At 61.4% G+C, this 20,981-nt stretch carries 17 protein-coding genes; 13 read left to right on the top strand and 4 right to left on the bottom strand.

The window, feature by feature from the left end; genetic code table 11:
- Both AQUI_RS0105680 and folD read left to right on the top strand, forming a co-directional pair.
- Positions 1 to 306, top strand: a complete 306-nt coding sequence (locus AQUI_RS0105680; protein WP_027256634.1) for a chorismate mutase — start codon at positions 1 to 3, stop codon at positions 304 to 306.
- 48 nt (positions 307 to 354) lie between these two features.
- Positions 355 to 1,245 (top strand): bifunctional methylenetetrahydrofolate dehydrogenase/methenyltetrahydrofolate cyclohydrolase FolD, encoded by an 891-nt coding sequence (gene folD, locus AQUI_RS0105675; protein ID WP_027256633.1) that lies wholly within the window; start codon positions 355 to 357, stop codon positions 1,243 to 1,245.
- 94 nt (positions 1,246 to 1,339) lie between these two features.
- Here the strand turns inward: folD and AQUI_RS0105670 are convergent, their stop codons facing one another.
- Positions 1,340 to 2,182 (bottom strand): DMT family transporter, encoded by an 843-nt coding sequence (locus AQUI_RS0105670; RefSeq protein WP_027256632.1) that lies wholly within the window; start codon positions 2,180 to 2,182, stop codon positions 1,340 to 1,342.
- 181 nt (positions 2,183 to 2,363) lie between these two features.
- Between AQUI_RS0105670 and AQUI_RS0105665 the strand changes: the two genes are divergently transcribed.
- Both AQUI_RS0105665 and AQUI_RS0105660 read left to right on the top strand, forming a co-directional pair.
- The gene (locus AQUI_RS0105665; protein ID WP_027256631.1) at positions 2,364 to 4,733 is read left to right on the top strand and encodes a trimethylamine N-oxide demethylase; all 2,370 of its coding nucleotides are present in this window, start codon (positions 2,364 to 2,366) and stop codon (positions 4,731 to 4,733) included.
- A gap of 29 nt (positions 4,734 to 4,762) precedes the next feature.
- Positions 4,763 to 5,179, top strand: a complete 417-nt coding sequence (locus AQUI_RS0105660) for a group II truncated hemoglobin (RefSeq protein WP_027256630.1) — start codon at positions 4,763 to 4,765, stop codon at positions 5,177 to 5,179.
- A 65-nt stretch (positions 5,180 to 5,244) separates the two neighbouring features.
- Here AQUI_RS0105660 and AQUI_RS0105655 read toward each other — a convergent pair whose 3' ends face one another.
- The 3 genes from AQUI_RS0105655 to AQUI_RS0105645 form a co-directional block, all read right to left on the bottom strand.
- A complete protein-coding gene (locus AQUI_RS0105655; protein ID WP_027256629.1) occupies positions 5,245 to 6,507 on the bottom strand; it encodes a glycerate kinase type-2 family protein in 1,263 nt (420 codons plus the stop codon).
- 80 nt (positions 6,508 to 6,587) lie between these two features.
- Complete coding sequence (locus tag AQUI_RS0105650; RefSeq protein WP_027256628.1) at positions 6,588 to 7,565, bottom strand: HpcH/HpaI aldolase/citrate lyase family protein; 978 nt, start codon at positions 7,563 to 7,565, stop codon at positions 6,588 to 6,590.
- A 186-nt stretch (positions 7,566 to 7,751) separates the two neighbouring features.
- Positions 7,752 to 8,366 (bottom strand): response regulator transcription factor, encoded by a 615-nt coding sequence (locus AQUI_RS0105645; protein ID WP_035919823.1) that lies wholly within the window; start codon positions 8,364 to 8,366, stop codon positions 7,752 to 7,754.
- 309 nt (positions 8,367 to 8,675) lie between these two features.
- On the opposite strand from AQUI_RS0105645, the gene AQUI_RS0105640 reads away from it, so the two are divergent.
- From AQUI_RS0105640 to AQUI_RS0105600, 9 genes are all read left to right on the top strand, one after another.
- Complete coding sequence (locus tag AQUI_RS0105640; RefSeq protein WP_027256626.1) at positions 8,676 to 9,926, top strand: pyridoxal-phosphate-dependent aminotransferase family protein; 1,251 nt, start codon at positions 8,676 to 8,678, stop codon at positions 9,924 to 9,926.
- 32 nt (positions 9,927 to 9,958) lie between these two features.
- Complete coding sequence (locus AQUI_RS0105635) at positions 9,959 to 11,158, top strand: malate--CoA ligase subunit beta (protein ID WP_027256625.1); 1,200 nt, start codon at positions 9,959 to 9,961, stop codon at positions 11,156 to 11,158.
- Complete coding sequence (gene sucD, locus AQUI_RS0105630) at positions 11,155 to 12,048, top strand: succinate--CoA ligase subunit alpha (RefSeq protein WP_027256624.1); 894 nt, start codon at positions 11,155 to 11,157, stop codon at positions 12,046 to 12,048. Before AQUI_RS0105635 ends, sucD begins: the two co-directional genes overlap by 4 nt.
- A 99-nt stretch (positions 12,049 to 12,147) precedes the next feature.
- Complete coding sequence (locus tag AQUI_RS0105625; protein WP_027256623.1) at positions 12,148 to 13,119, top strand: 2-hydroxyacid dehydrogenase; 972 nt, start codon at positions 12,148 to 12,150, stop codon at positions 13,117 to 13,119.
- Positions 13,119 to 15,779 carry a phosphoenolpyruvate carboxylase gene (locus tag AQUI_RS0105620; RefSeq protein ID WP_027256622.1) on the top strand — a complete coding sequence of 887 codons (2,661 nt, stop codon included), beginning with the start codon at positions 13,119 to 13,121 and terminating at the stop codon, positions 15,777 to 15,779. Before AQUI_RS0105625 ends, AQUI_RS0105620 begins: the two co-directional genes overlap by 1 nt.
- A 13-nt stretch (positions 15,780 to 15,792) precedes the next feature.
- Positions 15,793 to 17,076 carry a serine hydroxymethyltransferase gene (gene glyA, locus AQUI_RS0105615; RefSeq protein WP_027256621.1) on the top strand — a complete coding sequence of 428 codons (1,284 nt, stop codon included), beginning with the start codon at positions 15,793 to 15,795 and terminating at the stop codon, positions 17,074 to 17,076.
- 387 nt (positions 17,077 to 17,463) lie between these two features.
- Positions 17,464 to 18,255, top strand: coding sequence for a DeoR/GlpR family DNA-binding transcription regulator (locus AQUI_RS0105610; protein ID WP_027256620.1), 792 nt, complete (start codon positions 17,464 to 17,466; stop codon positions 18,253 to 18,255).
- A gap of 160 nt (positions 18,256 to 18,415) precedes the next feature.
- Positions 18,416 to 20,092 carry a Na/Pi cotransporter family protein gene (locus AQUI_RS0105605; protein ID WP_027256619.1) on the top strand — a complete coding sequence of 559 codons (1,677 nt, stop codon included), beginning with the start codon at positions 18,416 to 18,418 and terminating at the stop codon, positions 20,090 to 20,092.
- Positions 20,093 to 20,133: 41 nt separating this feature from the next.
- Entirely contained in the window at positions 20,134 to 20,973 is an 840-nt protein-coding gene (locus AQUI_RS0105600; RefSeq protein WP_027256618.1) for a DMT family transporter, read from the top strand.
- Positions 20,974 to 20,981 lie beyond the last annotated feature (8 nt).

Here is a 20,981-nt window from a genome sequence, read left to right as displayed (position 1 = left end):
ATGAGCACACGCACCCCGCCAGATGCCTGCAGCGATATGGCCAGCCTCCGGCTTCAGATCGATCATCTGGACCGGGAGCTGGTGGCGCTGCTGGCGGAACGGGCCGGCTACATTGACCGGGCGATTGCGCTGAAGCAGGCAAACGGCTGGCCGGCGCGGATCCCGGAACGGGTTGAAGACGTGGTCATGAAGGCCCGCGCCGCCGCTGAGAGCCAGGGGCTGGACCCTGATCTGATCGAGCGCCTGTGGCGGCAGCTGGTGGAGTGGTCGATTGCCCGCGAGGCGCGGGTGATCCGTGAGGAATAGGCAGGCGCCAGGGGCGATCCGGGCCTGCGGCAAAGAGGAAGAGATCAAATGGCAGCAACTCTGATTGACGGCAAGGCCTTTGCGGCCAAGGTGCGCGGCCAGGTGGCCGAACACGTGGCGCGGCTGAAAGAAGAAAACGGCATCACCCCGGGCCTCGCCGTGGTTCTGGTGGGCGAAGATCCGGCCTCCCAGGTCTATGTGCGCTCCAAGGGCAAGCAGACCGTCGAGGTCGGCATGAACTCGGTTGAGCACAAGCTGGATGCGGACACCTCGGAAGCGGATCTGCTGGCGGTGGTTGAGCAGCTGAACAACGACCCCTCGATCCACGGCATTCTGGTGCAGCTGCCGCTGCCGAAGCATATGAACGAGGATCTGGTGATCAACTCGATCGCGCCGGAAAAGGACGTGGACGGCTTCCACATCTCCAATGTGGGCCTGTTGGGCACTGGCCAGAAATCGATGGTGCCCTGCACGCCGCTGGGCTGCCTGATGATGCTGCGCGACCACCATGGGTCGCTGTCGGGCATGGATGCGGTTGTGATCGGCCGTTCCAACATCGTCGGCAAGCCGATGGCGCAATTGCTGCTGGGCGACAGCTGCACCGTGACCATCGCGCATTCGCGCACCAAGGACCTGCCGGATGTTGTGCGCCGCGCCGACATCGTTGTGGCCGCCGTGGGCCGTCCGGAAATGGTGCCGGGCGACTGGATCAAGGAAGGCGCCACGGTGATTGACGTCGGCATCAACCGGATCGAGCGCGACGGCAAGACCAAGCTGGTGGGCGACGTCGATTTTGCCTCTGCAGCCGAACGCGCCGGCGCCATCACCCCGGTGCCGGGCGGCGTCGGCCCGATGACCATCGCCTGCCTTCTGGCCAATACCGTCACCGCCTGCTGCCGCGCCAACGGTCTGAAAGAGCCCGAAGGCCTGACCGCCTGAAACCGCGCCGCACAACAGCATTGGCTGAGATTACCTGCTCCCGCCGGACGCCTCCGGCGGGAGTATTTGTTCTAAGATGAAAAAGGGCGGGCGTTCAAAAACCCAGGTAGGCGATCCCGCCAAATGTGACGGCGACACTGATCCACTGCGCGCGGTTCATGCTTTCGCGAAGTAAGAGCCAGGCGAGCACTACGGTGACCAGGCCGAAAAGCGAGGCGCTGACTGAGGCGAATTCCGGGCGGGGCAAGGAGCCGGAGTAGATCACCAGGCCAAGTGCAAAGGCATCCAGCGCGCCCATCAGGCAGAGAAGAGGCAGTATTTTGCGACAGGGCAGCTGAACCATCCGGGCAAAAAGCGCAAGCCCCAGAACGATCAGTATGGCTGCCAAGCGGGTCACGATGAGTACCGGCAATTCGGCGCCGGCTTGGGTGGCGGCTTGGCCGATCGCAAAGGTCAGAGCAAACCCGATGGCCCCCGCAAGGCCCCAGGCCGCGGCCCGCAGGTTGACCGGGCTGCCGTCGTCCTCGGTTGAAAACACGGCAATGCAGCCGACACCGCCAACCACCGCCGCAACGGCAATCCAGTGGCCCGGACCGACCGGTTGCCCTTGCAGCATTGCCATACCCAGCGACAACACGGGATAAGCGCCGACCAGCGGTGCAACCAATTTCACCGGCCCCAGCGCAAAAGCGCGGTAGAGGGCATAAGACCCCAAGGCGAAAACAGCCCCCGAAATCCCTGCCAGCCGGGCCGCCTGCGGGGTCATTGCCTGCCAATCCCCCAGAGCCAATGCCGCCGACGCAACCAGAATCGCCCCGGTGGAAAACACGATCAGCATGGCCGGCAATATACCGGTTCTTTGCGAGACCAACCGCACGCACAGGTCATGGATTCCCCAGGCAAGGGCTGCGGCCAAGCCTAAAATCAGCGAGTGCATCGGGCTTATCCTTTTGTTTGCGGCATTCACCCCCAGGAAAATGACGCATCCCGGGCATTTGCCATTTTACTGCAGAAAATCAACATGTTTGTTGATTAGAGTGGGGGAACGGAATATTCTTTGCAATAAATAAATATTCCGGCTGTGCAAATTTTGGCCGGTGTCCAACAGGAGATGCGCGATGAATGACATGAGCTTCCCTGAAGTTGTCAAAGGGCCGCCCAAGCCGTCCGGACTGTATCAGCCGTCGGTGTTTTCACTGCCCAAGGGGACTGAGCGTTACGTCGTCGAAGGTTGCGGTGCGATCCTGATCCGGGTTGAAACCGGCGATACGGTGACGGTGACCAATGACGAGGGCGGTCAGCCCTGCGAAATCGTTGCGGTTGAGGATAAGGGGCGCATTGATGCGGGTGTCATCGGCGCGGCAGCCAACTGCGATGCCGAAGGGTTGAAGGCGCTGCTGACCTCGACGGACCAGTCCTTGCGCGGCTTGCGGCTGGGGATGGAAGCACGCGGTATCGACTTGGCGCAGGGCGGTGCGGTGCGGTTGTTTGATGCGGCGACGCCTGCAAAGACCGAGGAGAGCTTTACCGCGCAGCGAGACGGTGTGGTGATCATCGCCGCACCGGGCGGGATCATGGACTTTGAACAGCAGGACACAGCGACACCGCTGACGGTCATGGTTAAGCGGGCAGTGATCAAGCAGGTCGCGCGGTTTGAATTGCCTGATCCGCTGGCTGATCCGGTGCTGGACCTGCGGATCAAAAGTGCAACTGCCGAAGCCTATTTTGTGAAGGCTGGCGACTACATCCAGGTGCTTGATGTTGATGGGCGCCAATGTACTGATTTTCAGTGTTTTGCGGCCCGCAAGCTGGACAAGGGGATCGAGCATGCGCTGGACGTGACCACAACCCGGACGCTGATGGGCCATGCATATCCGATGCCGGGGCTGCACGCAAAATACTATGACCAGGACATGCTGCCGCTGGTCGAGGTGGTGCAGGATACTGTTGGCCGTCACGATGCTTTTGCCTTGGCCTGCGCTGCCAAATACTATGACGACATCGGCTATCCCGGACACGCAAACTGTTCGGACAATTTCAATGGTGTATTGGCCCAGCACGGGGTGACGCCGCGCGCGGGCTGGATGGCGATCAACTTCTTCTTCAACACCGGGCTCGACGACCATGGCGTTATGTATGCCGATGAGCCCTGGACCCGGCCCGGCGATTACGTACTGCTCAGGGCGCTGACCGATCTGGTCTGTGTCAGCTCGGCCTGCCCGGATGATACCAGCGCGGCCAATGGCTGGAACCCCACCGACATTCACGTCCGCACTTACAGCGGCCAAGAGACCTTCAAGCGGGCGATAGCGTTCCGCGCGACCCCTGAATCGGAGCCCAAAATGACCAAGGAAACCGGTTTCCACGACCGCCTCAGCAAGATGACCCGCAATTTCATCGAGTATAACGGATATTGGCTGGCCAATTGCTATGCCGAGTCCGGGCCGCTGGAGGAATACTGGGCGTGCCGAGAAAAATGCATTGTTCTGGATCTCACGGCGCTGCGCAAATTCGAGATCACCGGTCCGGATTCCGAGGCACTCTGCCAGTACATCTTTACCCGCAATATCAAGAAGCTGGCTGTGGGGCAGGTGGTCTATACCGCGATGTGCTATCCGCATGGCGGCATGATTGACGATGGCACCGTGTTCCGCCTGGGCAAGGACAATTTCCGCTGGATCGGCGGCTCGGACTATGGCGGAGAGTGGATCCGCGAGCAGGCGGAAAAGCTGGGTTTGAACGTGCTGGTGCGCTCGTCAACCGACATGCAGCACAATATCGCCGTGCAAGGCCCCGAAAGCCGGGATCTGCTGAAGAAGATCATCTGGACGATGCCGCATAATCCCAAACTGGAGGAGCTGGGCTGGTTCCGCTTCACCCCTGCGCGAATTGGCGGTGAGCATGGCGTTCCGGTAGTCGTCTCGCGGACCGGCTACACCGGCGAACTAGGGTATGAGATATTCTGTCACCCGAAACATGCTGGTGATGTCTTCGACGCGGTCTGGGAGGCCGGTCAGGATCATGGCATCCGCCCTATGGGGCTGGAGGCGCTGGATATGGTGCGGATTGAGGCCGGCCTGATCTTTGCCGGGTATGACTTCAGTGATCAGACCGACCCGTTTGAGGCTGGCATCGGCTTTACCGTGCCGCTGAAGTCGAAAGAGGATGACTTTGTTGGCCGCGACGCGCTGATCCGGCGCAAGACCACGCCCGCCCGCAAGCTGGTAGGGCTGGATATCGATTCCGCAATTGACGTGGAGCATGGCGACTGTGTCCACATTGGCCGCGCGCAAATTGGCGAGGTGACCTCGTCGATGCGCTCACCGCTGCTGGGCAAGAATATCGCGCTGGCACGGGTGGATGTGTCTTGCGCGGAAGTGGGGACCGAGGTGGAAATCGGCAAACTTGACGGACATCAAAAACGGCTGCCTGCCAAGATTGTACCCTTTGCGCATTACGACCCCAAGAAAACCCGGCCTCAGTCCTGAGGCCGCCCGGTTCGGGGCAGGGAGGTGAAATGGTTCAGAAGCTGATTGAGCAGATTGGTGGCGAGGAGGCGCTGCGCGCCCTGGTCGAGCGGTTCTACGACATTGTCGAAGAGACTGAGACCGGCGCGCAGATCGTCAAGCTGCACAAACGCGGGCATGGGATGGATCATGCCCGGATTGAGCAGTTCAACTTCCTGGCGGGCTTCATGGGCGGGCGGCGTTACTACGAGGAAAAGTATGGGCATATGGACGTGAAACTGATGCACGCCCATGTGCCGATCACCGAGGAAGATGCCGAGAACTGGTTGAAATGCATGGACCAGGCGCTGGCGGAATTGTCGCTGGAAGGGCCGCATGTGGAGCGGCTGCGCCAGGTGTTCCGGCGGGTAGCACTGATGCTGGTGAATGATCTGGCCGAGTGGGGCGAGAAACGCGCAACTGCCTAACTGCGGCGCCGGGTGCAGCGGCGGGAGTATTTTTGCAATGAAGAAGCTGCGGGTGCCTTGGGATTTCAGCCAGGCCGTTTTAGGAATATCTGCACGTCGGCCACATTGGTGCCGGTACCACCGGTCATCAGCAGCGCGTCCGCGGATTTCAGAGCTGCATAGCTGTCGTTGTTAGCAAGCAATGCGTCCGGGTCTTGGCCGGAAGCCTTGATGGCCTCCCAAGTGGCTGACGTGGCAATACCGCCGGCTGCATCAGTGGGACCATCCCGCCCGTCAGTGCCGCCGGAGAGGAACAGCCAGTCGCCGCTCAGGCGCTCGGCACCCAGTTTGGCGACGCGCAGGGCCAGCTCCTGGTTGCGGCCACCCAGGCCGGTGCCGCGGAGCAGGACAGTGGTTTCGCCGCCAAAGATCAGCGCGGCGGGTTTGTCCCGCGGGGCAGATTCTGCGGCTTTGATAATGGTTTCTGCTGCCTCAGATACATCGCCGACCAGCCGGTGAGAGACCAGTATTGGACACCACTCCTCAGCTGCTGCGCTCATCATGGCTTTGAGACTGTGACGGTTCGACCCGATCAGCGTGTTTATGGCCGGGGGCGGCGCCTTGTGAGTCTCATCAACGGCGCTGAGACGGGCTCTGACGGTCTCTGGAGTGCTGTCCCAAATGCCTGCCCGTTGCAGTGTCTCCCGAGCCTGAGCGCGTGTGCCGATGGGCGCCACGGTAGGGCCGGAAGCGATGGCGCGCAGGTCGTCGCCAATCACGTCCGAGAGGATGAAGGCCTGCACTTGGGCCGGTGCGGCGTGGCGCAGCAGCCCGCCGCCCTTGGTGTCCGACAGCTGCTGACGGATCAGGTTCATCTCGTTGATTTCCAGGCCGGATGCGAGCAGCAGTTTGTTCACTGCGGCCTTATCCGCAAGCGTCAGGCCAGGCGCGGGGGCTACCATCAGGGCAGAACCGCCACCGGAAATCAGGGCTATCAGCCTGTCATCGGGGCCGAGCGAGCGGGCCAGTTCAATGGCCGCCTGGCCTGCGGCAGCACTGTTTTCATCGGGTACCGGGTGGGCACCGCAAATTACTGTGGCGCCGGGGATTTCCGTGTAGTTTTCAGAGTTTGTAATGACCAATGCCTGGGAAGGGGCGGGAACAAGCTGCAACGCCTCGCGCATCATCGGGATGGCAGCTTTTCCCACGGCGAGCAGCACGTTTCTGCCGCCCTCGGGCAGCGGGGCCAGAGGCGAGGAAGCCAGATGGGTACGCAGGGCCTGGGCCGGATCGGCCCGGTCAACAGCGGCCTGAAACAGGGCCTTGGCGGTGGTCAGCAATCCGGTCATCTGCATCTCCCTGGCATAGCGGCGCTTAGCCGCCCCAGCCAGAACCGGGACGGCGTAAGGTCTTGAAAGCGAACGGCGGCTTAGTTGCCGGCGATCTGTTTAGCCTTTTCCACCAGCACTTCTGCCTGACGGATCGAGGCGTAGTCAATCAGGCGGCCATCAAGCGACACCGCGCCTTTGCCCGCGGCTTCGGCCTCGGCCATGGCTTCCAGAATGCGGTGTGCCTTGGTGATTTCGGCATCCGACGGGGACATCACTTCGTTTGCCAGTTCGATCTGGCTCGGGTGGATGGCCCATTTGCCTTCGCAGCCCAGAACTGCAGCGCGTTTTGCCGCGGCTTTATAGCCCTCCTGGTCCTGGAAATCGCCGAACGGGCCGTCAATCGGACGCAGGCCGTTGGCGCGCGCGGCAACCACCATGCGGGCCAGCGCATAGTGCCACATGTCGCCCCAGTGCACCTCGCGCGAGCCGTCTGCGGCCGGGTCGGTCAGCACTGAGTAATCGGGGTTCACACCGCCGATGATGGTGGTGCGGGCGCGGGTCGAGGCGGCATAGTCGGCAACGCCGAAATGCAGCGATTCATTGCGTTTGGAGGCTGCGGCAATTTCACTCACGTTCTGCATGCCAAGCGCGGTTTCGATGATGTGCTCAAAACCGATCCGCTTCTTCAGGCCCTTGGCGTCTTCGATCTGGGTGACCAGCATGTCGACGGCGTAAACATCGGCTGCGGTGCCCACTTTGGGAACCATGATCAGATCGAGACGTTCGCCTGCCTGTTCAACAACATCGACCACATCGCGGTACATGTAGTGGGTGTCGAGGCCGTTGATTCGGACCGACATGGATTTGTTGCCCCAGTCGATGTCGTTCAGTCCCTCGATGATGTTCTTGCGGGCCTGTTCCTTTTCGTCCGGCGCAACCGCGTCTTCGAGATCCAGGAAGATCACGTCTACATCAGATTTCGCTGCCTTTTCAAACATTTGCGGCTGTGATCCTGGGATCGCCAACTCGCTGCGGTTCAGGCGGCCGGGGGCTTGTTCAATGGTGTGAAATGACATGGGTTCTCTCCTCACTCGTGATGGGTTTTGTCCTCTCCCCTTTAGGCATTCCTCACGAAGGTGTTTCCTGTCAAGAAAAAAATCTTCATTTAAATACATTCGCACGTGCCTACGCGGGCGCGACGCGCCCTCGCGTGCGTACAGGCGCACATGCACGCGCGTGAGGCGCCGGGTGCCGCTACGGGATCATTCCTCGAGGTGGAAATCACCCTTGGCGGCGCGGTTGGCGTAGTAAAACGCAATCGCCTGTGCGCGGTTTTTGACCGAGAGTTTTTCGTAAAGGTTCGAGAGGTGGAACTTCACCGTGTTGGTGGAGATTTCCAGCTCCTTGCTGAGCTCCTTGTTGGTCAGCCCTTTCGACAGCGCCTCCAGCATGGTGCGTTCGCGGCGGGACAGTTGCTCGATCGGATCGGTCTGCAACCCGCGCACGTCGAGGAAGGGGAACACCATCTTGCCCTCGGCGACGGCGAGGCAGGTGTCCAACACGTCTTCGACAGCACTGGAACGCGGCGCGAAGCCGGCAGCGCCCGCGCCCATCGCCTTGCGGGGCACGTCGCCGCTTTCGTCGGCGTAGACCACCAGCCGCGGCGCGTTGGCTTGCTCGCGCAGCACCTCGATCAGCTTGGCGCCGCCAAGCGCGGGCAGGTTCCAGTCGATGATCCCGACCTGCACCGGTACCCGCATCACCGTTCCGAGGAAGCCTTCGGCGGTGGCGGAGGTGGCGACCAGCGAGAATCGCGGGTCCTTGTCGAAGATTTCGGACATCGCCGACAGCACCAGCGGATTTGCGTCAGCAAGCATGACCGAAATCGGGGAAACTTTGTCGCTTATAGGAGTCATTTGGTGCCTTTTTGTTAAAAACTACCCATATGGATAGGGTCAATTTTGGTATGCAACGGTATTTTTACCGATTTGGGTAGGTTTCTAACCATCCAATTAGATACCCAAAAGCAGGATATAGGAATGTTGCGGGTTTTGTCGACCTAGGGTTTCCTTGGGTTAACAGATGTTGCACGTCAGGAAACAAACCTTCCCGCAGTGAAGACCACCGTGATGAAGGCCCGTGACCTCCGGCACATCGGCAAACGGACACCAGAGAGGTTTGACCCGATGACAGAACCCACGATCTTCCCCAGCCTGGAAATCCCGGAAACACTGGCCGCTGGCCCTGGCCCGGGCAATACCGACCCGCGTGTGCTGCAGGCATTTGCCAACACCGGCCTGGCCGACCACATGCAGGCCGATGTGCTGCGCGGCATGATCGAGTGCAAGCAGATGCTGCGCGATCTGTGGGGCACCGCCAATACCTACACCTACGGCGTCGGCGGCACCGGTTTCTCGGGCCTGGACTGCATGCTGAACGCGATCCTGCCGGGCGACACTGTTGTGGCCTTCCAGAACGGCACCTTCTCGGGCATCGACGCGATGACCATCCGCATGAAGGCCGCCACCCGCGAGGAGCTGGCTGCCGATGCGATGAACCCGCAGCCTGCCTCGGTCACCGTGATCGACGTGCCGCACGGCGAGTCGGTCTCCGGCAAGCTGGTTGAGCAGGTGCTGGCAGAGAAAAAACCGAAGTGGGCCTTCATGGCGCATTGGGAAACCGGCTCGGGCCGCATCAACGACCTCAAAGGGTTTTCGGACGCTTGCGAAAAGCACGGCGTGATGGGCCTGATCGACGCGGTGTCCTCGCTGGGCATCGAGGATTTCTCGATCGACGATTACCCGGGCGTTGCCGGCTGGGCCTCTTGCCCGCAGAAAGGCGTGCTGTGCCTGCCGCTGACTTATGCGCCGGTGTCCTTCACCGACCAGTACATCCAGACCGTGCGTGAAAACGGCTGCCATTCCTATGTTCACAACCCGATCCTGGAAGCCCGCCACTGGGGCATCGTGGACGGCCAGGACGTTGCCGCCGGCACCTACCACCGCACCCATTCCGGCTATGCGGTTGCTGCCTTCCACGAGGCGCTGCGCATTACCCTGCAGCATGGCCGCGCCCAAAAGGCCCGCGACTATGCCTTCCACGAGAAAGCGCTGCGCGATGCCGTGACCGCGATGGGCTGCGACGTGACCAGCAACATGACCAGCCTGATTGTGCTGAACCTGCCCGGCGATCTGGCTGGCCGCGAAAAAGAGCTGGTGGGCAACTGCCGCGCCGTAGGCTTTGGCATCTGGCCGACCCTGTCGGAGCCGGTCCAGGTCCGTATCGGCATCCTGAACCAGATCACCCCGGCGGCCATCACTGACATCGTCAACCGCTTCGGCAAGGCGATGAACGACATGGGCGCAGGCGTCGATATGGAGGAGATCAACGCCCTTCTCGACAAGCATTACACAGCAGCTCTCGAGCCCGCTGAGTAATAGATTTCCGCATCCATGAGGAGGAGAGGACCATGGATATCCACGAATACCAGGCCAAGGAAGTTCTCAGCAACTTTGGCGTGACGGTTCCGCCCGGCGCACTGGCCTACAGCCCCGAGCAAGCGGCCTACCGCGCGCGGGAGCTAGGCGGCGACAGATGGATCGTCAAGGCTCAGGTTCACGCAGGCGGCCGCGGCAAGGCGGGCGGCGTCAAGCTGTGCAACTCGGAAGCCGAGATCTATGAGGCGACCGAAAACCTGTTCGGCAAGAAGCTGGTGACACACCAAACCGGACCCGAAGGCAAAGGCATCTACCGTGTCTATGTCGAGAGTGCAGTGCCGATTGCCCGCGAGATCTACCTGGGCTTTGTGCTGGACCGGTCCAGCCAGCGCGTGATGATCGTTGCCTCGTCTGAAGGCGGCATGGAGATTGAGGAGATCTCTGCCGAGCGCCCCGAGTCCATCGTGCGCTCGACCGTTGAGCCTGCTGTTGGCCTGCAGGACTTCCAGGCGCGTGAGATTGCGTTTGCCCTGGGCATCGAACCGGCAATGACGCAGCAGATGGTGCGCACCCTTAAAGGCTGCTACCAGGCGTTCTCGGAACTGGACGCCACCATGGTTGAGATCAACCCGCTGGTGGTCACTTCAGACAACCGGGTCATTGCGCTGGACGCAAAGATGACCTTTGACGACAATGCCCTGTTCCGCCACCCGCAGATCGCGGAGCTGCGCGACAAAAGCCAGGAAGACCCGCGCGAAAGCCGCGCCGCCGACCGTGGCCTGTCCTATGTCGGACTTGAGGGTAACATCGGCTGCATCGTGAACGGTGCAGGCCTGGCAATGGCGACCATGGACACCATTAAGCTGGCCGGCGGCGAACCTGCCAACTTCCTGGACATCGGCGGTGGCGCCACCCCGGAACGGGTCGCCAAGGCTTTCCGTCTGGTGATGTCCGACAGCAATGTGCAGGCGGTTCTGGTCAACATCTTCGCCGGCATCAACCGCTGCGACTGGGTGGCCGAGGGCGTCGTGCAGGCGCTGCGCGAGGTCGAAGTGGACGTGCCCGTGGTGGTCCGCCTTGCAGGCACCAACGTGGAGGAAGGCCAGAAGATCCTGGCTCAGTCCGGTCTGCCGCTTATCCGCGCAACCTCGCTGATGGAAGCCGCTGAACGGGCCGTCGGCGCGTGGAAGAACGACCTCGACCAGAACACTCGTGTGAGGGCAATCAAATGAGCATCCTTCTCGATCGCGAAAGCAAAGTCATCGTCCAGGGCATCACCGGCAAAATCGCCCGGTTCCATACCAAAGACATGATCGAATACGGAACCAACGTCGTGGGCGGCGTTGTGCCGGGCAAGGGCGGCGAAACCGTCGAGGGCGTGCCGGTCTTCAACACCGTGAAAGAAGCGGTGGAGGCAACCGGCGCCAATGCATCCTTGGTGTTTGTGCCGCCGCCGTTTGCAGCTGACTCCATCATGGAAGCGGCGGATGCGGGCATCAACTACTGTGTCTGCATCACCGACGGCATCCCGGCCCAGGACATGATCCGCGTGAAGCGCTACATGTACCGCTATCCCAAGGACAAGCGGATGATCCTCACGGGGCCGAACTGCGCGGGCACCATCTCGCCGGGCAAGGCACTGCTGGGGATCATGCCGGGGCACATCTACTTGCCGGGCACGGTTGGCATCATCGGCCGTTCGGGCACGCTGGGCTACGAGGCCGCAGCGCAGCTGAAAGAGCTGGGCCTGGGGATCTCGACCTCGGTCGGCATCGGCGGCGACCCGATCAACGGTTCCTCCTTCAAGGACATTCTTGAGTGGTTCGAGAAGGATCCGGAAACCGAGGTCATCGCGATGATTGGTGAAATCGGCGGCCCGCAGGAAGCGGAAGCGGCAGATTACATCAAAAACCACGTGACCAAGCCGGTGGTGGCCTATGTCGCGGGTCTGACCGCTCCTAAGGGCCGCACCATGGGCCATGCGGGCGCGATCATCTCGGCCTTTGGCGAATCCGCTTCCGAGAAGGTGGAGATCCTGTCGGCGGCCGGCGTGACCGTTGCCGAAAACCCCGCTGTGATCGGTGAAACCATCGCAAGCGTGATGAAAAAGAACGCCGCCTGATCCGGCCACGGAACAGGTGCGACGCTCCACCCCTGGCCTGGGGCAATGGCAGGGGTGGGGCGAATTAATAAAGCATAAGCACGACAGGGAGATGAAATCATGGCAAAGCCCAAGGTTCTGGTGACCCGCCGCTGGCCCGCCGCAGTTGAGGCGCAGCTTTCTGAAGCCTTTGATGCTGTGCTGAACACTGGCGACAAGCCATTGAGCGAAGCGGAACTGCGCGACGCAATGAGATCCTATGACGCTGTACTGCCGACGGTGACCGACAAGATCCCGGCCAGTGCGTTTGATATCACTAAGCCCCAGGCCCGCATTCTGGCCAACTACGGCGTTGGCTACTCTCATATTGATATGCCCAGTGCGGCAGGTCACGGCATGACTGTGACCAACACTCCCGATGTTCTTAGCGAATGCACTGCCGACATCGCCATGACGCTGCTATTGATGGTGGCCCGCCGCGCAAGTGAAGGTGAGCGTGAAGTGCGTGCCGGTGAATGGACCGGCTGGCGTCCGACCCATCTGGTCGGCACCAAAGTTTCCGGCAAGACATTGGGCATCGTCGGTTTCGGCCGTATCGGCCAGGAAATGGCCCGCCGCGCGCATCATGGCTTTGGCATGAAGATCGTGGTGCAGAACCGCTCTCGCGTGTCGCCCGATATCCTGGCCCGTTACAACGCCACTCAGGCCGACAGCCTGGAAGAGCTGATGCCGCAGAGCGACTTTGTCTCGCTGCACTGCCCGGGCGGAGTTGCAAACCGGCATCTTATCAACACCCGGATGCTGAACCTGATGAAGCCGGACGCATTCCTAATTAATACGGCCCGTGGCGAGATAGTCGACGAGCTGGCCCTGTCCCGCGCCCTGTGGTTCGAAACCATCGGCGGCGCCGGGCTGGATGTGTTCGACGGCGAACCGCGCATCAACCCGGATCTGATGGACTGCGACAACCTGGTGATGCTGCCGCACTTGGGCAGCGCCACCCGCGAGGCGCGCGAGGCGATGGGGTTCCGTGTCCTCGACAATCTGACCGATTTCTTTGCAGGGCGCGAACCGCGTGATCGGGTGATGTGATGGGTGATCCTGCCGAAACCGCTCAGACGGGGTTTGCCGATGCGGGTTACGCCGCCGAACTCCGCACGGAATTGCACGCCCTGTGGCTGGATGTCTTGCGCAAGCGCGCGCCGGAAGTGGCGGAACGGGCCACTGGCGAGTCTCCATGGGATCTTTCTGACGGCCAGCCTGCAACCGCCTACATGCAGGCCTTCAACATCTGGTTCCAGCTGCTGAAGATCGTCGAGGAAAACGCGGCCATGCGCGACCGACGCATGGCTGAAACGCAAGACGGCCCGGAAGTGGTCGAAGGCAGCTTTGCCCGTGCCCTCGATCTGGCAGGCGAATTGGCAACGCCCGAACGGCTGCAGGAAGTGGCGAGTCAGTTCTCCATCGGCCCGACCCTGACCGCGCATCCGACCGAAGCCAAGCGGGTCACAATTCTGGAAATTCACCGCCGCATCTACCGCGGGCTGGTGTCGCTGGAGGCCAAGCGCTGGACCCCGCGCGAACGTGCCGATCTGCTGGAGGATCTGCGTTCGGAGATCGACCTGTTGTGGATGACGGGCGAGCTGCGCCGCGACCGGCCGAGCCTGCAGGACGAAATCCAATGGGGGCTGCAATTCTTCCGCGACAGTCTGTATGAAGCGGTGCCGCAACTCTTTGAACGCTACATCGCCGCTGCCGAACCGCGGCTGGGTGACAGCGCTGATGCGCCCTGTCTTAAGTTCCATTCCTGGATCGGCGGCGACCGCGACGGCAACCCGAATGTGACGGTGGAGGCAACGGCGGCAGCGCTGACCGCGAACCGTGCAGCAATCCTGAAGCGCTACCAGAAGGCGTTGACCACTGCAGCTGAAAGGATTTCGATATCCGCTGCGGTGTTTGCTCTGCCCGATAGCGCCGCTGCCCGTCTGGCCGGCATCACCGAAGCAACCCCCGGCATGACTGACCTCGTTTCCCGCAACCCGGGCGAAGTTTTCCGCCAGGCGCTGACTGCAATCTTGGTGCGGATCAAGGCCACCGCCGCCGAGGAAAGCGGCGCCTATAAGCACTTGGGAGATTTCGTCGTCGATCTGACTGAAGTCGAAGAGGCGCTGGAGGAAATCGGCGCGCACCGCCTTGCAGCCCGCTATGTACGCCCGATCCGCTGGCAGGCCGATGTCTTCGGCTTTCGCACAGTGACCCTGGACATCCGCCAGAACTCCACCGTGACCACTGAAACGCTGACTGAAATCTGGTCGCGCTCCGGCCAGGTGCCGGAATTCGGCAGCGCCGAATGGTCGGCGCGCCTCCGCTCTGAGCTGGGCAGTGCTTCGCTGCCCTATATGATGCCGGATGAATTGAGCCCGCAAAGCGGCGAGCTGCTGAAACTGCTGCGGCTGATGCGCGATGCCGGTGCCGGCGAAGACCCGCATGCGATGGGGCCGTTTATCCTGTCGATGACCCGCTCTACAGACGACCTGCTGGGGGTCTATCTGCTGGCGCGCTACGCAGGTTTTGGTGCAGAAAAGGCCGCGCTCAAGGTGGTGCCGCTGTTTGAAACCATCGGCGACCTGCGTGCAGCGCCCGGCATTCTTGACGGCCTTTTGGACGTCCCGTTTGCCCGCCGCTCGCTGAAATCCGGCGACAACCGGATCGAGGTGATGCTGGGCTATTCCGACAGCAACAAGGACGGCGGCTTCCTCTGCTCCACCTGGGAGCTGGAGAAAGCGCAACGCCTGATCACCCGAGCCCTGGCGGCGCACCGGATGAAGCCGGTGTTCTTTCACGGGCGCGGCGGCTCGGTCTCCCGCGGCGGGGCACCTGCGAAACGCGCCATTGCCGCCCAACCCGCAGGCACCATCGCAGGCCAGATGCGGATCACCGAACAAGGCGAGGTGGTCAGCTCCAAATACGCCAACCGCGGAACCGCACTACATCAGCTGGAGCTGATGGCGTCTTCGGTGCTGCGCCACTCGCTCCAGGACGGCACCCCGCCGGTGAACCCAGAGCATGACGATGCGTTTGAGGCGCTCGCGGGCATGTCCCAGGCGGCCTATTCCAACCTGCTGAGCGCGCCCGGTTTCCTGGATTACTTCCAGCAGGCCAGCCCGGTGGAAGAGCTCGCCATGCTGAAGATCGGGTCACGGCCCGCCCGCCGTTTCGGGGCCGGATCACTTGATGACTTGCGAGCAATCCCCTGGGTCTTTGCCTGGTCGCAGAACCGTCACATGATTACCGGCTGGTACGGCTTCGGCTCTGCGGTTGCCAGTTTCCGCAAGTTTCGCGGCGCGCGCGGCGAGGCGGTGTTGCAGGATATGTTCCGCAATTCACCGCTGTTCCGGCTGGTGGTGGATGAGGTCGAAAAGACTCTGCTGCAAAGCGACATGGACATCGCCGCCGACTACGCCAGCTTGGTGCAGAATGCGGAAATCCGCGAGCGTATCTTTGGCACCATTCGCAAGGAGTACCAACTCGCCCGCGAGGCAATTCTGTTCCTGACTGGTGACAGCAGCCTCGCCAATCGGTTCCCGCGCCTGCGCGCTCGCTTTGGCCGGGTCGAAACCATGCTGCGTGAAATTCACAAGACCCAGGTGCGCCTCCTGCGGGAAGAGCGTGCCGAGAAGCCATCAACAGTGCCGGTCCCGCTGATGCAGTCGATGAACTGCGTCGCTGCAGGGCTTGGCTGGACAGGATAGACAGGAGCCCCGAATGTCCAAAGACCTCTTTTTCACTCAGTCCCTCTCTGAGCGCGATCCTGAGCTTTATGCGTCGATCACAGCCGAACTGGGGCGCCAGCGCGACGAGATCGAGCTGATCGCCTCCGAGAACATCGTCTCCGCCGCGGTGATGGAAGCGCAAGGGTCGGTGCTGACCAACAAATACGCCGAAGGCTACCCGGGACGCCGCTATTACGGCGGCTGCCAGTATGTGGACGTGGCCGAAAACCTGGCGATCGACCGTGCCAAAGCACTGTTCGGCTGCGAATTTGCCAATGTGCAGCCGAACTCCGGCAGCCAGGCCAACCAGGGCGTGTTCCAGGCGCTGATCCAGCCCGGCGACACCATCCTGGGCATGGATCTGGCCTCCGGCGGCCACCTGACCCACGGCGCGCGTCCGAACCAGTCCGGCAAGTGGTTCAATGCGGTGCATTACGGCGTGCGCGAAAGCGACAACCTGATCGACTACGACCAGATCCAGGCGCTGGCAACCGAGCATAGCCCCAAGCTGATCATCGCCGGCGGCTCCGCCATCCCGCGCCAGATCGACTTTGCCAAGTTCCGTGAAATCGCCGACAGCGTCGGCGCCTATTTCATGGTCGACATGGCCCATATCGCGGGTCTGATCGCGGCGGGTGAACACCCCTCGCCGTTCCCCCATGCGCATGTGGCCACCACCACCACCCACAAGACCCTGCGCGGCCCCCGCGGCGGCATGATCGTGACCAATGACGAGGCCATCGCCAAGAAAGTGAACTCGGCGATCTTCCCCGGCATCCAGGGCGGTCCGCTGATGCATGTGATCGCAGGCAAGGCGGCCGCCTTTGGCGAGGCGCTGAAGCCGGAGTTCAAGATCTACCAGAAGCAGGTGCGTGCCAACGCGGCAGCGCTGGCAGACCAGCTGATCCAGGGCGGATTGGACATCGTCACCGGCGGCACAGACACGCACGTGATGCTGGTCGACCTGCGCCCCAAGGGCGTCACCGGCAACATCGCCGACAAGGCGCTGGGGCGCGCCCATATCACCACCAACAAGAACGGCATCCCGTTCGACCCGGAAAAGCCCACCGTGACGAGCGGTTTGCGCCTGGGCACGCCCGCAGGCACCACCCGCGGCTTCGGCGAGGCTGAGTTCCGCCAGATCGCCGACCTGATCATCGAGGTGATCGACGGCCTGGCCGCCAACGGTGAAGACGGCAATGCCGATGTGGAAGCGTCCGTCCGCGCCAAAGTGGCCGGCCTCTGCGCCCGGTTCCCGCTGTACCCGAACCTGTAAGCCTCTGCAGGATTGAGAGAAAAGGACCGCCGCGGCCCCACACAGCCGCGGCGGTTTTCTGTTGCCGCAAAGGCGAGGCTCCCGCGCCCCGCAGGTGCATCAAAGATGCCCCGGCACGGGCCTTGGGCCCGGCAGCGCCCCACTGGGGCGCTGCCCGCGCCGTGCACCTGCGCGGCGCCATGCTCAACGCTTTCAGGTCTGCCTCCGGCAGGCTGGAAAGGGGCGGGAGCGGCTGGTGGCCGGACTCGCAGGTGCCCGTTTGCCGGATAATGCCCGCCAGAAAGCGGGGAAATCCAGAAAATTGTGGGAAAATGTGGGCTGACCTTGTAAGCCGGAAAAAATCCATGCCTTATGGCACAAGGCAGTTAAACGCGAACAGGCTCAATCTTGTCGGACTCACTTTCTCTTTCTCACCGCGAATTGGAGCTGGTGGACGCTTTGCGGCGTTTGGGCGGATCAGCCCGCAGCGCGGAGCTTGCAAAAATGTTGGATGTTTCCGAGGAAACTGTGCGCCGCACCATCAAGGCATTGGACAAGGCAGGAGCAGTGCAGCGGGTGCATGGCGGAGCTTTTCTGGCAGGGCCGCAGAGTGCGACCAGCTTTGCCCGGCGGATTTCTGAGAACCAGAAGGAAAAAGCCCGGATCGCGGCTCGGATCGCTGCACATGCCCGTGATGGCATGGCGCTGTTTCTGGATGTCGGATCTACTACCGCATTTATTGCCGAGGAGCTGCGGCAGAAGACCGGGTTGATCGTGGTCACCAATTCTATCGGAGCTGCGCAGGCACTGGCAAACCACAATGGCAACAGGGTGCATTTGCTGGGTGGCGAATTGCAAAGCAATGAGCGCGGCACCTTTGGTTTTGTGGCTGAGCAGCAAGTTCGCCGGTTTGCGCTGGATCTGGCAATACTGTCTGCGGACGCATTATCTGCCAAACAGGGAGTGCTCTATCACAGTGCGGCCGAGGCGCAGTTGGCTGGGGTGGTTGCCGATTGCACAGAGCAGGTGGCCGTGGCCATGGCCCATCCCAAGTTTGCAGAAACTGCGCCCAATTGCGGACCCTCTCCGCGCAAGATCAGCCTGCTGTTTACCGACCGCAGACCTGACAAGAAACTCTCTTCAGCGCTGGCAGGCTGGGGGGTGAAAGTGGACGTTGCTCCGGGTGGCAAGGATGACTAACGAACACCTGACACCGCTTCCGAGGCAGCCTGAAATGCAGCCCGCTTGATGGGCGGCCGCTGGAAATGCCCGCAGCAGCTGCCTCAAGAACGGGGTAAGGTTGCATTGGCTGCAACTGTGACAGATACAGCCCCGCTACAGGCTGCAAGCAGGAACTGACATGGCAATTTTGACTTTCTTGATCAGTCTGGCGGGAGCCACGATGCTGCTTCTTTATGCGGTGCGGATGGTGCGCACCGGGATCGAACGCAGCTATGGCGCCTCGTTCCAGCGGCTGTTGACCGGACGGCAAAGCCATCTGCAGGCGGGCCTGATGGGGCTGATGCTGGCGATCGTACTACAAAGTTCGGCTGCCGTGGCGCTGCTCACCTCCGGGTTTGCGGCCAGCGGCTATCTGGCCTTTCCCACTGGGCTGGCTATCGTGCTGGGCGGCGATCTGGGTTCGGCGCTGATCATTCAAATCCTCTCCTTTGATCTCGATTGGCTGGTGCCGGTGTTGCTGGCTGCCGGCGGGTATCTGTTCGTCAAGACGGAGGCCAAGAAGGCGCGGCAGCTTGGCAGGATCTTGATGGGGGTCGCCTTCATCCTGATTTCGTTGCGATTTCTGCGCGAAGCGATGGACCCGATCCGCGACAGCGCCTTTCTGCCGGCGGTTGCGGGCTATTTGGCGCGGGATTACATCACGGCGTTTCTGGTCGGTGGCGCGCTGGCTTTTGTGATGCATTCGTCAGTTGCCGCTATCCTGATGTGCGTGACGCTGGTGCAAATCGGGGCGATACCCTTTGCTGCCGGTCTTTCACTGGTACTGGGGGCGAATTTCGGTTCTGCCTTCATTCCCGTCTGGCTGAGCCGCGGAATGGACTTGCGGGCACGCCGCATCCCATATGCCAACCTGGCTTTGCGCGGCACCTGGGCAGTGATCTGCCTGTTCGGCGCCAATCTGGCGCTGCGCCAAGGGGTGTTGGGGGATCCGCAGGGCGGCCAGATGCTGGTCAATGCGCATCTGGCCTTCAATGCGTCACTGCTGGTGCTCGCGCTGCCGGTTTGCGCGCCGTTGGGAGATATCTTTACCCGGCTGTTCCCCAAACCAGCGCAGACAGAGATGAACCATCCGGGGCGGCCTGTCAGTGCGCTGGAGCAGGGCAGCTATGGTTCAGCAGCCGTGTCTGTTTCGAACCTTAAGCGTGAACTGCTGCGGATGTCGGACCAGGTCAATGCCATGTTCCGACCGGTACTGGAACTGTACCAATCAGGCGGCAAAGAGCAGATCAAGACCGTTCAGTCGATGGATGATGAGGTCAACGCTTGTCTCTCTGGTATCCGGAAATATGTCGCTGCGATCCCCGAGGACGGCTTTGAAAAAGAGCAGTTGAAGACAGCCCGCGGCCTGATGGAATATGCGATCCGCCTGGAAACCGCCGGCGATGTGGTGGCCCGTCGTCTGACAGTCCTGGCGGGGGATTTGAACAAAAGGAATCTGAGCTTTTCCCGGGACGGCTGGATGGAGATCACCCGGATGCATGAGGCAATCCTGGCCAATATGCAGCTGGCCTCCAATGTGCTGATCTCTGATGACTTGGAAAGTGCGCGGCTGTTGAGCTTGGAAAAAACCGAATTGAAGCGGATGGAGCACGACAGCCGGAAACGTCACCTGAAACGGTTGCAGAATGGTGCCCGGGAAAGCTTTGACACGTCCGACATCCATTTGGAAACGCTGCGTGCCTTACGTGAGTTCAACAGCCACATTGCGGCGGTAGCCTATCCGGTTCTGTACCAGAATGGCCAGCTGCTGGAGACCCGGCTGATAAATGAAATGCTGCCGGAAGACGCCGAGTGACGCTTGAAACCCAGCCGCCTGCCTAAAGACCTGTCCGGAACATGACCTTTTTTATCATCGCTATCATCTTGTCGGCAGCGCTGTTGCATGCTGTGTGGAACGCCATCGTGAAGACGGCTGCAGACCGCACCACCACACTCGGGCTGGTTGCCTTTGGCCAAGTGATCCCCAGTGCCGTGATGATCACAGTTCTGCCGCTGCCTTCTGCTGAAAGCTTTGTCTATATCCTGCTCTCAACGGTAGTTCATTTCGGGTACTACTACATGCTTGGCCGCGCCTATCAGCACGGTGATCTCAGCGTCGTATACCCGATTGCCAGGGGTATCGTGCCGGCGTTGGTCGGCATATGGGCGATGATCTTTGCCGGCGAGGTTTTGCCGTTGCAGGCCTGGGGAGGCATTGCGGTGATTGCCCTTGGCATCCAGCTCAGCAGCTGGAAGGCGCTGCGCTCGGGTGTCGGGCGCGCGGCCCTCGGCTTTGCTGCGGGGACCGGTTTTTGCATTTCGATTTATTCATTGGTCGATGGTATCGGCGTGCGTTTGTCCGGAAACACACTCAGCTACTGGGCCTGGGGGGCATTTCTGCACATTTTCATTGCCATGTTCATAGCAGTGCGCAAGCGCCGCACGCTGGCGGCTTTGCCCAAGCGAACATGGATCCTGGGGATTGCCGGAGGGCTGGTATCTATGACGGCTTACGGGCTGGTGCTTTATGCCAAGAACTTTGCCCCGCTGGGCGCGGTGTCCGCGCTGCGGGAAACTTCTGTGATCTTTGCCGCGTTGATCGGTTTTTTCTTCCTCAAAGAAGGATACTGGATGCGGCGGCTTGGTTCTGCGGTATTGATGGCCTGCGGTGTGGCCCTGATCGGAATGGCTGTCTAGATCCTGTG

The sequence above is a fragment of the Leisingera aquimarina DSM 24565 genome (assembly GCF_000473165.1).
Lineage (GTDB): Bacteria > Pseudomonadota > Alphaproteobacteria > Rhodobacterales > Rhodobacteraceae > Leisingera > Leisingera aquimarina.
This window is presented reverse-complemented; position numbering and strand designations above follow the sequence as displayed.

Excerpts from the sequence above, each read along its gene's own strand:
- sucD (WP_027256624.1), top strand. The coding sequence starts at position 11,155 with ATGAGCATCCTTCTCGATCGCGAAAGCAAAGTCATCGTCCAGGGCATC.
- AQUI_RS0105670 (WP_027256632.1), bottom strand. The coding sequence starts at position 2,182 with ATGCACTCGCTGATTTTAGGCTTGGCCGCAGCCCTTGCCTGGGGAATC.
- AQUI_RS0105650 (WP_027256628.1), bottom strand. The coding sequence starts at position 7,565 with ATGTCATTTCACACCATTGAACAAGCCCCCGGCCGCCTGAACCGCAGC.
- AQUI_RS0105665 (WP_027256631.1), top strand. The coding sequence starts at position 2,364 with ATGAATGACATGAGCTTCCCTGAAGTTGTCAAAGGGCCGCCCAAGCCG.
- AQUI_RS0105645 (WP_035919823.1), bottom strand. The coding sequence starts at position 8,366 with ATGCTTGCTGACGCAAATCCGCTGGTGCTGTCGGCGATGTCCGAAATC.
- AQUI_RS0105655 (WP_027256629.1), bottom strand. The coding sequence starts at position 6,507 with ATGACCGGATTGCTGACCACCGCCAAGGCCCTGTTTCAGGCCGCTGTT.
- AQUI_RS0105635 (WP_027256625.1), top strand. The coding sequence starts at position 9,959 with ATGGATATCCACGAATACCAGGCCAAGGAAGTTCTCAGCAACTTTGGC.
- AQUI_RS0105640 (WP_027256626.1), top strand. The coding sequence starts at position 8,676 with ATGACAGAACCCACGATCTTCCCCAGCCTGGAAATCCCGGAAACACTG.
- AQUI_RS0105605 (WP_027256619.1), top strand. The coding sequence starts at position 18,416 with ATGGCAATTTTGACTTTCTTGATCAGTCTGGCGGGAGCCACGATGCTG.
- glyA (WP_027256621.1), top strand. The coding sequence starts at position 15,793 with ATGTCCAAAGACCTCTTTTTCACTCAGTCCCTCTCTGAGCGCGATCCT.
- folD (WP_027256633.1), top strand. The coding sequence starts at position 355 with ATGGCAGCAACTCTGATTGACGGCAAGGCCTTTGCGGCCAAGGTGCGC.
- AQUI_RS0105620 (WP_027256622.1), top strand. The coding sequence starts at position 13,119 with ATGGGTGATCCTGCCGAAACCGCTCAGACGGGGTTTGCCGATGCGGGT.
- AQUI_RS0105660 (WP_027256630.1), top strand. The coding sequence starts at position 4,763 with ATGGTTCAGAAGCTGATTGAGCAGATTGGTGGCGAGGAGGCGCTGCGC.
- AQUI_RS0105680 (WP_027256634.1), top strand. The coding sequence starts at position 1 with ATGAGCACACGCACCCCGCCAGATGCCTGCAGCGATATGGCCAGCCTC.
- AQUI_RS0105600 (WP_027256618.1), top strand. The coding sequence starts at position 20,134 with ATGACCTTTTTTATCATCGCTATCATCTTGTCGGCAGCGCTGTTGCAT.
- AQUI_RS0105625 (WP_027256623.1), top strand. The coding sequence starts at position 12,148 with ATGGCAAAGCCCAAGGTTCTGGTGACCCGCCGCTGGCCCGCCGCAGTT.